At 61.1% G+C, this 13,815-nt stretch carries 9 protein-coding genes and 2 riboswitches; of the genes, 5 read left to right on the top strand and 4 right to left on the bottom strand.

Translation table 11 applies throughout. The annotated features are described in order from the left end of the window. Both cobN and cobW read right to left on the bottom strand, forming a co-directional pair. The coding region (gene cobN / locus KGB03_RS00455; RefSeq protein WP_223525856.1) for a cobaltochelatase subunit CobN at window positions 1-2,464 on the bottom strand (2,464 nt) is incomplete at its 3' end. A 3-nt stretch (window positions 2,465-2,467) separates the two neighbouring features. Next, window positions 2,468-3,529 (bottom strand): cobalamin biosynthesis protein CobW, encoded by a 1,062-nt coding sequence (gene cobW, locus KGB03_RS00450; RefSeq protein WP_111449828.1) that lies wholly within the window; start codon window positions 3,527-3,529, stop codon window positions 2,468-2,470. Between the two features lie 98 nt (window positions 3,530-3,627). Further along, a riboswitch (cobalamin riboswitch) is annotated at window positions 3,628-3,843 on the bottom strand. Window positions 3,844-4,098: 255 nt separating this feature from the next. Continuing rightward, a riboswitch (cobalamin riboswitch) is annotated at window positions 4,099-4,328 on the top strand. A gap of 120 nt (window positions 4,329-4,448) precedes the next feature. Between cobW and KGB03_RS00445 the strand changes: the two genes are divergently transcribed. The 4 genes from KGB03_RS00445 (at window position 4,449) to cobM (ending at window position 6,611) form a co-directional block, all read left to right on the top strand. Then, window positions 4,449-4,652, top strand: a complete 204-nt coding sequence (locus KGB03_RS00445; RefSeq protein ID WP_008150980.1) for a CbtB domain-containing protein — start codon at window positions 4,449-4,451, stop codon at window positions 4,650-4,652. A gap of 11 nt (window positions 4,653-4,663) precedes the next feature. Next, window positions 4,664-5,371 (top strand): CbtA family protein, encoded by a 708-nt coding sequence (locus tag KGB03_RS00440; RefSeq protein ID WP_192407966.1) that lies wholly within the window; start codon window positions 4,664-4,666, stop codon window positions 5,369-5,371. Continuing rightward, window positions 5,368-5,781, top strand: coding sequence for a cobalamin biosynthesis protein (locus tag KGB03_RS00435; RefSeq protein WP_111449831.1), 414 nt, complete (start codon window positions 5,368-5,370; stop codon window positions 5,779-5,781). The genes KGB03_RS00440 and KGB03_RS00435 overlap by 4 nt, the downstream gene beginning before the upstream one ends. Window positions 5,782-5,864: 83 nt before the next feature. Continuing rightward, window positions 5,865-6,611, top strand: coding sequence for a precorrin-4 C(11)-methyltransferase (gene cobM / locus KGB03_RS00430; protein ID WP_223525855.1), 747 nt, complete (start codon window positions 5,865-5,867; stop codon window positions 6,609-6,611). Window positions 6,612-6,910: 299 nt separating this feature from the next. Here the strand turns inward: cobM and nfuA are convergent, their stop codons facing one another. Beyond that, on the bottom strand, window positions 6,911-7,495 hold the full coding sequence (gene nfuA, locus KGB03_RS00425; protein WP_046048486.1) for a Fe-S biogenesis protein NfuA: 585 nt from the start codon (window positions 7,493-7,495) through the stop codon (window positions 6,911-6,913). 98 nt (window positions 7,496-7,593) lie between these two features. Further along, complete coding sequence (locus KGB03_RS00420) at window positions 7,594-9,888, bottom strand: fatty acid cis/trans isomerase (RefSeq protein ID WP_223525854.1); 2,295 nt, start codon at window positions 9,886-9,888, stop codon at window positions 7,594-7,596. A gap of 155 nt (window positions 9,889-10,043) precedes the next feature. On the opposite strand from KGB03_RS00420, the gene metH reads away from it, so the two are divergent. Then, window positions 10,044-13,754: a methionine synthase gene (gene metH / locus KGB03_RS00415; protein WP_218537146.1), complete on the top strand. Its 3,711-nt coding sequence runs from the start codon at window positions 10,044-10,046 to the stop codon at window positions 13,752-13,754. Window positions 13,755-13,815: the final 61 nt, after the last annotated feature.

Genomic DNA, 13,815 nt, shown 5'->3' with positions numbered 1-13,815 from the left:
GCGGTGGATCAGGCAAATCAATGTCGACTGACACTCCGCTTTCGCGAGCAAGCCCGCTCCCACAGGGGCCGGGCTCGACCTCGGTATTCAACGTCTGCGAGATCAGTTGAGCGGCGAACAGTTCCAGGCGTTCACGGGTATCACCGGCTGTGCGCCAGGCTTCATCGGTGAGGGTTTGCAGTTCAATCGGACGTGGCCCGGTCCAAGGTTCGGCGAGCGCGCAATCCAGCGGATCGAAGCCCAACGAGAACGCCTTGGCCAAGGCCCGCAGCAGACTCGATTGCGCACCGCGCCCATCGCCCCGCGGAATGCGCAACAACGCCAGCAAGGTATCGATGCGCAAACGCCCGGTCGGAGACTCGCCAAACACATGCAGGCCGTCGCGGATCTGCGACTCTTTCAGGTCGCACAAATAGGTGTCCAGACGCGGCAGCCAGATCGCTGCATCGGCATCACTGTCGAGCTTTTCGTCCAGTTGCAGTTCGCGGTCGATGTGCGTCTCGCGCACCAGTTGCAGGATGTCGCGCTGCAATTCCCGGGCACGGCGCGGATCGAGCAATTGCGCTTCGTAATACTCGTCGGCGAGTAGTTCGAGGTTGCGCAACGGGCCGTACGTTTCGGCGCGGGTCAGCGGCGGCATCAGGTGATCGATGATCACCGCCTGCGTGCGGCGCTTGGCCTGGGCGCCCTCGCCCGGATCGTTGACGATGAACGGATAGATGTTCGGCAGCGGTCCAAGCAGCGCATCCGGCCAACAATGCTCGGACAGACCGACGCCTTTGCCCGGCAACCATTCGAGGTTGCCGTGCTTGCCGACGTGGATCACGCCGTGGGCGCCGTAGGTGTTACGCAACCAGAAATAGAACGCCAGGTAACCGTGAGGCGGCACCAGGTCCGGGTCGTGATACACCGCGCTCGGATCGACCTGATAACCCCGCGCCGGTTGAATGCCGACGAAGGTCAGGCCAAAGCGCAGCCCGGCGATCATCATCCGCCCGCCACGGAACATCGGATCGTTTTCGGGCGAGCCCCAACGTTCCAGCACGGCTTGGCGATTGGATTCGGGCAAGGCGTCGAACATCAGGTTGTAGTCGTCCAGCGTGAGGCTTTGCATACACGGGCGCTGGTCGAGGGTGTCGAGGTCGTTGCTGACGCCGCCGAGTAATTGCTGGATCAACGCGGTGCCGCTATCAGGCAACTCGGCGGGTAGCGGATAACCTTCTTTATGCAGCGCACGCAGGATGTTCAGCGCCGCGGCTGGAGTGTCGAGGCCGACACCATTGCCGATGCGCCCGTCGCGGGTCGGGTAGTTGGCGAGGATCAGGGCGATGCGTTTTTCAGCGTTGGGCACCCGCGCCAGATCGATCCAGCGTCGCGCCAGTTCAGCGACAAAATCCATGCGCTCCGGTTGTGGCCGATAGCAGACCACATCGGATTGGCTGCGCTCGCTGCGCCAGGCCAGGTCTTTGAAGCTGATCGGTCGGCTGATGATCCGCCCATCCAGTTCCGGCAGCGCGATGTGCATCGCCAGATCACGCGGGCCGAGGCCTTGTTCGCTGGCGCGCCATCCGGGCTCGTTGTCCTGGGCGCAGATCGCCTGGATCACCGGGATGTTGCGGCGAAACGGCCGCAAATGCGGCGCTTCGGGGCTGGATTGGGCGAAACCGGTGGTGTTGAGAATCACGCCGGCCTCGACTTCATCCAGCCAGTCCTCGACCACTGTCAGGCAGCCGGGCTCTTTCAGACTGGCCACAGCAATCGGCAACGGGTTCAGCCCCGCCGCCTGCAAACGCTGGCAGAAAACATCGATAAAACCGGTGTTGGCCGCCTGCAAATGCGAGCGGTAGAACAGCACCGCCGCCACCGGTTGACTGGCCTGCCAGTCGGCTTGCCAATCCTTCAGTTCAGCGGGGCTTTTGTGCGGGTGGTAGATCACCGTGCGCGGCAGGGTTTGCGGCTCTGCCCAGGCGTAGTCGCGATCCAGCCAACGATTGGCAAGGCAGCGAAAAAAATCCAGGGCATTGCTCATGCCGCCCTGACGCAGAAACTGCCAGAGCCGGTCGCGGTCTTGCGCGCCCACTGTGCTTAGGTCGCTGAGTTCCGGGTCCGGGCGGTCATCGCCTGGCACCAGAATCAGCTGTACACCGCGCTCCGACAGTTGCACCAGACGCTCGACGCCGTAACGCCAATAGGCGATACCGCCGTGCAGCGAGATCAGAATCACCTTGGCGTGGCGCAGCACTTCGTCGACATACAGGTCGACCGAGGCGTGATTCTGCACCTGCATCGGATTGGCCAGGCGCACGCTGGGGTAATCGTCGGGCAACTGCTGTGCCGCCTCGGCGAGCAGTGCCAGGCTGGAGTCGCCGCTGCACAGGATCACCAGCTCGGCGGGGGTTTGTCCAAGGTCGGCAATGTTGTCATCCGACACGAAACCGCCGGGCTGGGTCCTGAGCAGGTGCATGGCTTAAACGCTGAGCGCAGCGCGCAATTGCGCTTCAAGCAGAGTGGCGTCCAGCTCCTGACCGATCAACACCAGGCGCGTGGTACGCGCTTCGTCGGCGCCCCACTGCCGGTCGAAGTGCTTGTCGAAACGTGTGCCCACGCCCTGGATCAGCAAGCGCATCGGCTTGTTCGGAATTGCCGCGAAGCCTTTGACCCGCAGGATGCCGTGCTTGACCACCAGTTGGGTCAGCACGTCCAGCAGCAGGCTTTCGTCGGCTTGCGGCAGGTCAATCGAAATGGAATCGAAGGCGTCGTGGTCGTGATCTTCCTCGCCTTCATGGTGATGGTCGTGGTGGCTGTGACGGCTGTCGATGTGCTCTTCGGAACCGGCGCCGAGGCCGATCAGCACGTCCAGTGGTACACGACCGCTGCTGGCTTCGATGATTTTCACTGCTGGCGGCAGTTCTTCGGCGACTTCCAGGCGTACACGGGCCAGGTCTTCAGGGCTGATCAGGTCGGCCTTGTTGAGGATCACCAGGTCGGCGCTGGCCAGTTGGTCGGCGAACAGTTCGTGCAGCGGCGATTCGTGGTCCAGGTTCGGGTCGAGTTTGCGCTGGGCATCGACCTGGTCCGGGAAAGCCGCGAAGGTGCCGGCGGCGACCGCTGGGCTGTCGACCACGGTGATCACCGCATCAACGGTGCAGGCGCTGCGGATTTCCGGCCACTGGAAGGCTTGTACCAGCGGTTTTGGCAGGGCCAGGCCCGAGGTTTCGATGAGGATGTGGTCGAGGTCGCCGCGACGGGCGACCAGTTCGCGCATCACCGGGAAGAACTCTTCCTGAACGGTGCAGCACAGGCAACCGTTGGCCAGTTCGTAGACGCGGCCGTTGGCTTCCTCTTCCGTGCAACCGATGGAGCACTGCTTGAGGATTTCGCCGTCGATGCCCAGCTCGCCGAACTCGTTGACGATCACCGCAATGCGACGGCCCTGAGCGTTGTCGAGCATGTGCCGCAGCAACGTGGTTTTGCCCGAGCCGAGGAAGCCGGTAACGATGGTGACGGGGAGTTTGGCCAGTGTTTTCATCGGATGCCCTTTGGCAAGGTGGCGGGCATACGGGACGACAATCGCTGCGACGGAGGCGCGCGCAAGAGTTCCGCCACCGGATCACCCCGCCCGGTTGTAGTGAGAATCTGTGTCGAGGCAGGTCTCCTGGCTGACGGTGTGCCGGGCTGGTGGGCCTGGCATTCGCTGCGCCTTCCCGCGAACCCGTTGCACAGGGTTTGCAGTGGCGTGGCAGCGAACATCACCGTTCACAGTTGCGGGGGCAGCCGCGGCATCGACCGCGTTCCCTTCTTAGCTTCGGCAGACGCCGAAGAACCTCGAAAGCGCAAGGCTACGCATCGTGTGGGGGCGGGTCAATGTCCTTCGGCTGATCGCGGTCCCTGTGGTGAGGGGGGTTATCTGTGGCGAGGGGATTTATCCCCGTTGGGCTGCGAAGCGGCCCCCTGCATGTCCTCAGGCATACCCCGTAAGCAGGTCTTGCGACGGCTTTGCCGCCGGACGGGGATAAATCCCCTCACCACAGATAATTCCCTCACCACAGCTCAAACGAGAACCCTTGCCAATTGACGCCCAACCCCCGCCCATGCTCTCCTACACGCCTTGTTATGGGTGCCCTTCACAGGGTGAAACGGGAAACCGGTGAATCATGTGCTTTACTCTAAAGCCATGTCAGTCCGGTGCTGCCCCCGCAACGGTAAGCGAGCGAAGCGTCAGATCCACTGTGCCAGCAGTTCGGCATGGGAAGGTGATGCTTGCAGGTCAAGGCGAAAGCCAGCGCCCCTCGTGAGCCCGGAGACCGGCCCGCAACACAAAGTGACCATTACGATCACTGAATAACAAACCCGCGGTGGGCGGGCGCTGTTTGAACCTCTGCGTGCCCGACTCGCAGGGGTCTTCCATGCGCTCTATATCACCCGCTGACAGACCAGAGGGAAGCGCCATGTCGATCATCAGCAGCACCGGCAGCAACACCGATAAGAGCACCGCCAGCACCACCAATACCCTGACTCAACGCCTGACCGCCGCCGTGTGTGCGTCGATCCTGGGTGCGTGCCTTGTGTATTTCGCCGGTTTCTCGCACATCGAAGCGGTGCACAACGCCGCTCACGATACCCGCCACAGCTCTGCATTCCCGTGTCATTGAGTCCAGCCAACATGATCAAGCGTATTGCGCAAACCGCAGGGTTCACCGGGCTGCTGGCCGCCCTGTTGCTGACCTTGCTGCAAAGCTTCTGGGTGGCACCGCTGATCCTGCAGGCCGAGACTTACGAAAAATCCGAGCCCGCCGCTGTTGAAGTTCACGAACACGCCGCAGGTGCTGTCGCCGCCCACACCCACGATGCTGAGGCCTGGGAGCCGGAAGACGGCTGGCAGCGCGTGCTGTCCACCACCGGCGGCAACCTGGTGGTAGCGGTCGGTTTCGCCCTGATGCTGGCCGGTCTTTACACCTTGCGCGCACCGACCAAAACCTCCCAGGGCCTGCTTTGGGGCCTGGCTGGTTACGCGACGTTCGTGCTGGCACCGACCCTCGGTCTGCCGCCTGAGCTGCCGGGCACTGCCGCCGCTGATTTGGCGCAACGGCAGATCTGGTGGATCGGCACGGCTGCCTCCACCGCGGTCGGCATCGCATTGATCGTGTTCAGCCGTCACTGGCTGATGAAAGTGCTCGGGGTGGCCATCCTGGCTGTTCCTCATGTGATCGGCGCACCACAACCGGAAGTCCACTCGATGCTGGCTCCGCAAGCCCTGGAAGCTCAGTTCAAAATCGCTTCGCAGCTGACCAACGCGGCATTCTGGCTGGCCCTGGGCCTGATCAGTGCCTGGTTGTTCCGCCGCAAAAGCGATGGTCAATACCACGCATGACCGAGATCAGCACAGCGCCGACCTTAGTGGTCGGCCTGGGCTGCCAGCGCGGCTGCCCCGTCAGTACGCTGCGGGCGCTGCTCGATCAGGCGTTACAGGCTCATAAAATCGAACTTCACCAGATCAAGGCCCTGGCCAGCATCGACCTGAAGCGCGAAGAACCTGGTTTGATCGAACTGGCCGAACAGCTTGAGTTACCGTTGATGTACTTCAGCAGCGAACAACTGGCCGGCTATCAACCGCAACTCAGTCATCGCTCGGACATCGCGTTCGAACGCACCGGCTGCTACGGCGTAGCTGAAAGTGCCGCCCTGGCCCTGGCCGAACAACTGACCCAGGCACCGGCAAAATTGCTGATTCCACGACAAAAATATGCCCAGGCCACCTTGGCATTGGCCTGCGCTGCCTAAAATCCTCGATAATCCCCGCCATCGATCATGAGCAATCTTCATCTGAAGCCTTGCCCAGCCCCTTTTTCTCACAGGAACCGACGATGACCGTCTACTTCATTGGCGCAGGTCCCGGCGACCCGGAACTGATCACCGTCAAAGGCCAACGGCTGATTCGCAGCTGCCCGGTGATCATCTATGCCGGCTCCCTGGTGCCCGCCGCCGTGCTGGAAGGCCATCGCGCCGAACAGGTGGTCAACAGCGCCGAACTGCACCTGGAACAGATCATCGAGCTGATCAAATCCGCCCATGCCAAGGGCCAGGACGTGGCCCGGGTGCACTCCGGCGATCCGAGTCTTTATGGTGCGATTGGCGAGCAGATCCGCTACCTGCGCGAACTCGACATCCCGTTTGAAATCATTCCCGGCGTCACGGCCACGGCGGCCTGCGCGGCCCTGTTGGGCGCGGAACTGACGCTACCCGACGTGTCGCAAAGCGTGATCCTGACCCGCTATGCCGACAAAACCGCGATGCCCGCCGGCGAAGAGCTTGGCAGCCTGGCGCAGCACGGGGCGACGATGGCGATTCATCTGGGGGTCAATCATCTGGAGAAGATCCTGGCCGAACTGCTGCCGCATTACGGCGCGGATTGCCCGATCGCGGTGATTCACCGGGCGACCTGGCCGGATCAGGATTGGGTGGTGGGGACGCTTGAAGACATTGCCGCGAAGGTTCAAGCCAAGGGGTTTCGACGCACGGCGTTGATTTTGGTGGGGCGGGTGTTGGGTAGCGATCACTTCAGTGAGTCATCGCTGTATCGCGCGGGGCATGCGCATCTGTATCGGCCCTGAGCCAAGCACAACCCTGTGGTGAGGGGAATTACTGTGGTGAGGGGGTTTATCCCCGTTCGGCGGCGAAGCCGTCGCTAAACCTGCTTGCTAGGTCCGCCTGAAAGAATGCAGGGGTCCGCTTCGCGGCCCAACGGGGATAAATCCCCTCGCCACAGATAAATCCCCTCACCACGGTAAATCCCCTCACCACAGTAAATCCCTTCACCACGGTAAATCCCGTCATTCACAGGCTATTTATCGCCCATAAAAAAACGGCGCTCACGGGGCGCCGTTTTTTATGTCTGCAGCGAACACCTTACTTAGTAGTAGGCGTTTTCTTTCTGCGTGTGGTCGGTGACGTCACGAACGCCCTTGAGCTCGGGAATGCGCTCGAGCAAGGTGCGCTCGATGCCTTCGCGAAGGGTGACGTCTGCCTGGCCGCAGCCCTGGCAACCGCCGCCGAACTTAAGCACGGCGATGCCGTCTTCGACCACATCGATCAGGCTGACCTGACCGCCGTGGCTGGCCAGCCCCGGGTTGATCTCGGTTTGCAGGTAATAGTTGATACGCTCGTTGATCGGGCTGTCGGCGTTGACCATCGGTACTTTGGCGTTTGGCGCCTTGATGGTGAGCTGGCCGCCCATACGGTCGGTGGCGTAGTCGACAACCGCATCGTCCAGGAACGCTTCGCTGAACGAGTCGATGTAAGCGGTGAAGCTTTTGAGCCCCAGCGCCGTGTCTTCAGGTTTTTCTTCGCCCGGCTTGCAATAAGCAATGCAGGTTTCGGCGTACTGGGTGCCAGGCTGGGTGATAAAGACGCGGATGCCGATGCCTGGGGTGTTCTGCTTGGAGAGCAGATCAGCCAGATAATCGTGGGCGGCGTCGGTAATGGTAATAGCGGTCATGGAAACTCCTCGCAGGCTTGGGCGCAGTTTACGCCAATCATCGCGCCGTACAAAGTCCTAGTATTTTTGTCGGGAAAGCACACTGAATCACAGGCACCTCAGAGGTTCTGATATCGGTTCATGTCCAGCACGCCCTCTTCCACCGGGTCGGTCTCGTGGACATACCGGTTCAAGTCATGAAAGTAGAACCAGAACTGCGGATGGCTGCGGCGAATCCCCCAGCGCTCGACGATTTTCTCGAATCGATTGGCGTCCTTGGCGTTTTCCATCTCGTCCACGAACTCAGGCACTTGCCCGGCCGGAATGTTGAACATGAAGTTCGGATAGCTGCTGAGCACGCCCGGATAAATGGTCAATGTGTCGAGCCCCGGCTGATACCGCAGGGATTCACCGAGCAGGAATGCAACGTTACTGTGCGCCCGGTTGCGCAGCAGACTGTAAACCTCGCGCTTGCCGCTCGCGGTTTCGATGCGCAGCAGGGTCGCTTCCGGCAACTGATCGATAACCTTCAGCCCGGCCGCCGGACGCGAAGTCAGGCGGCTCAACGCCTGTTCGGCGCTCTGCAAGGCCAGGTCGATGTTCGGCCGCGAGCAATAAGCGCCGTCACAACGATTGATCGGATCCGGCTTGGCGTTGAGGTCGCCGTAACGGACCAGCAATTGCTGGGCGAAATCACGTTTCGGGTCCTTTTTGTCCAGCACCAGCGCCGTCTCTTTATCGTTATCGATGGCCTCGTAATTCAGCCACATCTTGAATTTGCCGCCGCTCTGGTACCAGTCGTCGAGGTAGTCGTCACGCGAATCGGCAGGCATCAGGCGCAGAAAGTTCTGCTCCGCACCGTTGCGGATCAGGTCGAAATACAGGCGGGTCTGGGCTTGATGGGAGACGTTGCCGAACACGTCGAAGTTAACTGCCAATTGATAATACGTGCGCTCCAGCAGCGGGAAGTCAAACAGCCACATCGTTTGCGGCACGTCACCGATCAGGCCTTTGTTCACCGAGGCACTGTCGAAATGCCGGAAGATCGTCAACAAGGCGTTATCGTTACCCGCCCACAAGGTCGACCAACTCGGCGCCGGCGCATCGGCGTAACTGTCACGGCGTAGCGCCTCGTACTCGTTACGCTTGTCGCGGTAGTCACGCCACAGGCTCAGGATGCTGCCGACATCGTCGTTCTGCCCCGGCATCGCCAACAACGGCGTGGCCTGGCCGCGATACTTCGGATCGATGATGTAAAGGTCATGCTCAGGCGCCTGGAACAGTGCCCAGAAGTTATCGCGGATCACGTCGGTGGCGATCTGGCCGCGGCAGACCGGGCCGCGAATAAACGTACGGACGAAGTATTCGGCGTTATCGAGCATGAATTGATAACGCGCCTGGGCCGGGATCGCCTCGAACGTGGTGAACGGATTGGCCCGACGCTCCGGCCCGTATCCCGGCAAGGCGTCGACTTGCCAGTTGCCGTTATAGAAAAGGCTTTTGATCCGGGCCATCTTCGCCGGACTCAGCGGGTAAGTGATGTGGGTCTTCTGCACGATCACACCTTGCACCGGCCACAGGCGGTAATACACCTGAGTGCCTGGATCGTCATTCGGGCGGCGGGTGTTGATCAGGTCGATCGGCTGGCCGGTCGGCGTGCGCGAACGTACCCACTGAAAGAAATGCCCTGGCTCGCCGTCCTTGAAATACAGGTGAGCGAGAAACCAATGCTCGAACAACCAGCGCCCCACCAGGCTTTGCCGTGCGCCCGGGGCGTTGAGCAGGTTTTCCCACAGAACCACCTGCAACGCCTCCTTGGCGCTCGGCACAAGGCCTTGCTCGTCAATCGGCGCGCCGGACGCCAGCCAGCGTTGCAGCGTCTGGTATTGCTGATCGGTCAGGCCGGTAACCGCCAGCGGCATGCCTTCTTTGGGGTGAGAACGGGCATAGCCGTCGAACTCCGCAGGCATTGCGCACTGGGTTTCCCGATTCAGTCCCAGAACGATCTCTTCCGGTAGTTTGGCATTGGGTTGCAACGGCGTTTGGTGGCCCAGCTCGAGCATGCGCGCCATCAGCGCCGCCTGGTTGCCTTGGGCGTCGAGCACCGAATAAAAGCCTTTTTGCTGCCAGGCGCGTTTGCCAAAAGCGTCATAAAACAGCCGGGTCGGCGCTGCGGCCTGGCGGCGTTCGCCGTCGTAGACCAGGGTCTTGGTCGCACCGCGGCCCGCCCCTTCCCCACTGCCCAGATTGAGCTGACAGGCGGCGTCATAGCAGGCATGGCAGGCCACACACTTTTCGGTGAAGATCGGTTGTATGTCGCGGCTGTAGGAAATGGCAGAGGAAATGGCCGGATCCTGCGCGGCAGCGCCCCAGCTTAAAAACAGCAAAACAACGCTGATGACGCGATAAGACATATCCCTGGTCCCGATCATGAAAAAACGCCGCGATTCTACCGGTCCGCACCCCGCTCCAACATGAGCGATATTCATGCAAAACCGGGACATGCTCTAAAACCGCACAGGTTTGCTATTATTGCGCCCCTTCGTCATGGCCTTACCGAGTAGTCCAAATGTCCGATCGCAGCGTTCGCCTTCAAGCTCTCAAGCACGCCCTCAAAGAGCGCATCCTGATTCTCGATGGCGGCATGGGCACGATGATCCAGAGCTACAAGCTCGAAGAGCAGGATTACCGCGGCAAACGCTTCGCCGACTGGCCAAGTGACGTCAAGGGCAACAACGACCTGTTGATCCTGACGCGTCCGGACGTGATTGGCGCCATCGAGAAAGCCTACCTGGATGCCGGCGCCGACATTCTGGAAACCAACACCTTCAACGCCACCCAGGTGTCCCAGGCCGACTACGGCATGCAAGGTCTGGCGTACGAGCTAAACGTAGAAGGCGCGCGTCTGGCGCGCAAGGTCGCAGACGCCAAAACCCTGGAAACCCCGGACAAGCCGCGTTTCGTCGCTGGCGTGCTCGGCCCGACCAGCCGCACCTGCTCGCTGTCGCCTGACGTGAACAACCCCGGCTATCGCAACGTGACCTTCGATGAACTGGTGGAAAACTACACCGAGGCCACCAAAGGCCTGATCGAAGGCGGCGCCGACCTGATTCTGATCGAGACCATTTTCGACACCCTGAACGCCAAAGCGGCGATCTTCGCGGTGCAAGGCGTGTACGAAGAACTCGGCGTCGAGTTGCCGATCATGATCTCCGGCACCATCACCGACGCCTCCGGCCGTACGCTCTCCGGCCAGACTACCGAAGCGTTCTGGAACTCCGTGGCCCACGCCAAGCCGATCTCGGTCGGCCTGAACTGCGCCCTCGGCGCCAGCGAATTGCGCCCGTACCTGGAAGAGCTGTCGAACAAGGCCAGCACCCACGTTTCTGCGCACCCGAACGCCGGCCTGCCGAACGAATTCGGCGAGTACGACGAACTGCCGGCGCAAACCGCAAAAGTCATCGAAGAATTCGCCCAAAGCGGCTTCCTCAACATCGTCGGCGGTTGCTGCGGCACCACGCCGGGCCACATCGAAGCCATCGCCAAGGCCGTGGCCGGTTATGCGCCGCGTGAAATTCCGGACATCCCAAAGGCCTGCCGCCTGTCGGGCCTGGAACCGTTCACCATCGATCGCAACTCGTTGTTCATCAACGTCGGCGAGCGGACCAACATCACTGGTTCAGCCAAGTTCGCCCGTCTGATCCGTGAAGATAACTACACCGAAGCCCTGGAAGTCGCCCTGCAACAGGTCGAAGCCGGCGCCCAGGTGATCGACATCAACATGGACGAAGGGATGCTCGATTCGAAGAAGGCCATGGTGACCTTCCTCAACCTGATTGCCGGTGAACCGGACATCTCCCGCGTACCGATCATGATCGACTCCTCCAAGTGGGAAGTGATCGAAGCCGGCCTCAAGTGCATCCAGGGCAAGGGCATCGTCAACTCCATCAGCATGAAGGAAGGCGTCGAGCAGTTCATTCATCACGCCAAACTGTGCAAACGCTACGGCGCCGCAGTCGTGGTGATGGCCTTCGACGAAGCCGGCCAGGCCGACACCGAAGCGCGCAAGAAAGAAATCTGCAAACGCTCCTACGACATTCTGGTCAACGAAGTCGGCTTCCCGCCGGAAGACATCATCTTCGACCCGAACATCTTCGCCATCGCCACCGGTATCGAAGAACACAACAACTACGCTGTGGATTTCATCAACGCCTGTGCCTACATCCGTGACGAACTGCCCTACGCGCTGACCTCGGGCGGCGTGTCCAACGTGTCGTTCTCGTTCCGTGGCAACAACCCGGTGCGCGAGGCGATTCACTCGGTGTTCCTGCTGTATGCAATCCGCAACGGCCTGACCATGGGTATCGTCAACGCCGGCCAGCTGGAGATCTACGACCAGATCCCGGCTGAGCTGCGTGACGCCGTTGAAGACGTAGTGCTCAATCGCACCCAGGAAGGCACTGACGCCCTGCTCGCCATTGCCGACAAGTACAAGGGCGACGGCAGCGTCAAGGAAGCCGAGACCGAAGAATGGCGCGGCTGGCCCGTCAACAAGCGTCTGGAGCATGCCCTGGTCAAGGGCATCACCACGCACATTGTTGAAGACACCGAAGAATCCCGTCAGTCGTTCGCCCGCCCGATTGAAGTGATCGAAGGCCCACTGATGTCCGGCATGAACATCGTCGGCGACCTGTTCGGCGCCGGCAAAATGTTCCTGCCGCAGGTGGTGAAGTCCGCCCGCGTGATGAAGCAGGCCGTGGCCCACTTGATCCCGTTCATCGAACTGGAAAAAGGCGACAAACCGGAAGCCAAGGGCAAAATCCTGATGGCCACGGTAAAAGGCGACGTGCACGACATCGGCAAGAACATCGTTGGCGTTGTGCTGGGTTGTAACGGCTACGACATCGTCGACCTCGGCGTGATGGTCCCGGCGGAGAAAATCCTGCAAGTGGCCAAGGAGCAGAAGTGCGACATCATCGGCCTGTCCGGCCTCATCACCCCTTCGCTGGATGAAATGGTCCATGTGGCCCGCGAGATGCAGCGCCAGGACTTCCATCTGCCGCTGATGATCGGTGGCGCGACCACCTCGAAAGCGCACACGGCGGTGAAGATCGAGCCGAAATACAGCAACGATGCAGTGATCTACGTCACCGACGCTTCCCGCGCCGTGGGCGTGGCGACGCAATTGCTGTCCAAGGAATTGAAGCCGGCGTTCATCGAGAAGACCCGCCTGGAATACATCGAAGTCCGCGAGCGTACCGCCAACCGCAGCGCCCGCACCGAGCGCCTGAGCTACCCGGCGGCCATCGCCAAGAAGCCGCAGTTCGACTGGAGCACTTACGAGCCGGTCAAACCGACGTTTACCGGCGCCAAGGTGCTGGACAACATCGACCTGAAAGTCCTGGCCGAATACATCGACTGGACGCCGTTCTTTATCTCCTGGGACCTGGCCGGCAAATTCCCGCGCATCCTCACGGATGAAGTGGTCGGTGAAGCCGCCACGGCGTTGTACGCCGACGCCCGGGAAATGCTTGCCAAACTGATCGACGAGAAACTCATCAGCGCCCGTGCGGTGTTCGGTTTCTGGCCGGCCAACCAGGTGCGTGAGGATGACATTGAAGTCTACGGCGATGACGGCAAGCCGATTGCCAAGCTGCATCACTTGCGTCAGCAGATCATCAAGACCGACGGCAAACCGAACTTCTCCCTGGCTGACTTCGTTGCACCGAAGGACAGCGAGGTAACCGACTACGTGGGTGGTTTCATCACCACGGCTGGTATCGGTGCCGAAGAAGTGGCCAAGGCCTATCAGGATGCCGGCGACGACTACAACTCGATCATGGTCAAGGCACTGGCCGACCGCCTGGCCGAGGCGTGCGCCGAGTGGCTGCACCAGCAGGTCCGTAAAGACTACTGGGGTTACGCCAAGGACGAGACGCTCGACAACGAGGCGCTGATCAAAGAGCAATACACCGGTATCCGCCCTGCCCCAGGCTATCCGGCCTGCCCGGATCACACCGAGAAATCCACGCTGTTCAAGTTGCTGGACCCTGAGGCCTCGGAAATGAAAGCCGGCCGCAGCGGCGTGTTCCTTACCGAGCACTACGCCATGTTCCCGGCAGCAGCGGTCAGCGGTTGGTACTTCGCTCACCCGCAGGCGCAGTATTTTGCCGTGGGCAAGATCGACAAGGATCAGGTGCAGAGCTACACGTCGCGCAAGGGCCAGGAATTGAGCGTGACCGAGCGCTGGCTGGCGCCGAACCTGGGTTACGACAACTAGCCCCCCACTGTGGGAGCGTGGCTTGCCCGCGATGAACGATGACGCGGTTTCCCTGTGAGAC

Source organism: Pseudomonas sp. BF-B-26 (assembly GCF_019956495.1).
Taxonomy (GTDB): Bacteria; Pseudomonadota; Gammaproteobacteria; order Pseudomonadales; family Pseudomonadaceae; genus Aquipseudomonas.
Note: the sequence above shows the minus strand (reverse complement) of the source record. Positions and strands in the feature narration are given on the sequence as shown.

Coding starts and splice junctions, on each gene's coding strand:
- cobW (WP_111449828.1), bottom strand. CDS start 3,529: ATGAAAACACTGGCCAAACTCCCCGTCACCATCGTTACCGGCTTCCTC.
- KGB03_RS00445 (WP_008150980.1), top strand. CDS start 4,449: ATGTCGATCATCAGCAGCACCGGCAGCAACACCGATAAGAGCACCGCC.
- KGB03_RS00440 (WP_192407966.1), top strand. CDS start 4,664: ATGATCAAGCGTATTGCGCAAACCGCAGGGTTCACCGGGCTGCTGGCC.
- KGB03_RS00435 (WP_111449831.1), top strand. CDS start 5,368: ATGACCGAGATCAGCACAGCGCCGACCTTAGTGGTCGGCCTGGGCTGC.
- cobM (WP_223525855.1), top strand. CDS start 5,865: ATGACCGTCTACTTCATTGGCGCAGGTCCCGGCGACCCGGAACTGATC.
- nfuA (WP_046048486.1), bottom strand. CDS start 7,495: ATGACCGCTATTACCATTACCGACGCCGCCCACGATTATCTGGCTGAT.
- KGB03_RS00420 (WP_223525854.1), bottom strand. CDS start 9,888: ATGTCTTATCGCGTCATCAGCGTTGTTTTGCTGTTTTTAAGCTGGGGC.
- metH (WP_218537146.1), top strand. CDS start 10,044: ATGTCCGATCGCAGCGTTCGCCTTCAAGCTCTCAAGCACGCCCTCAAA.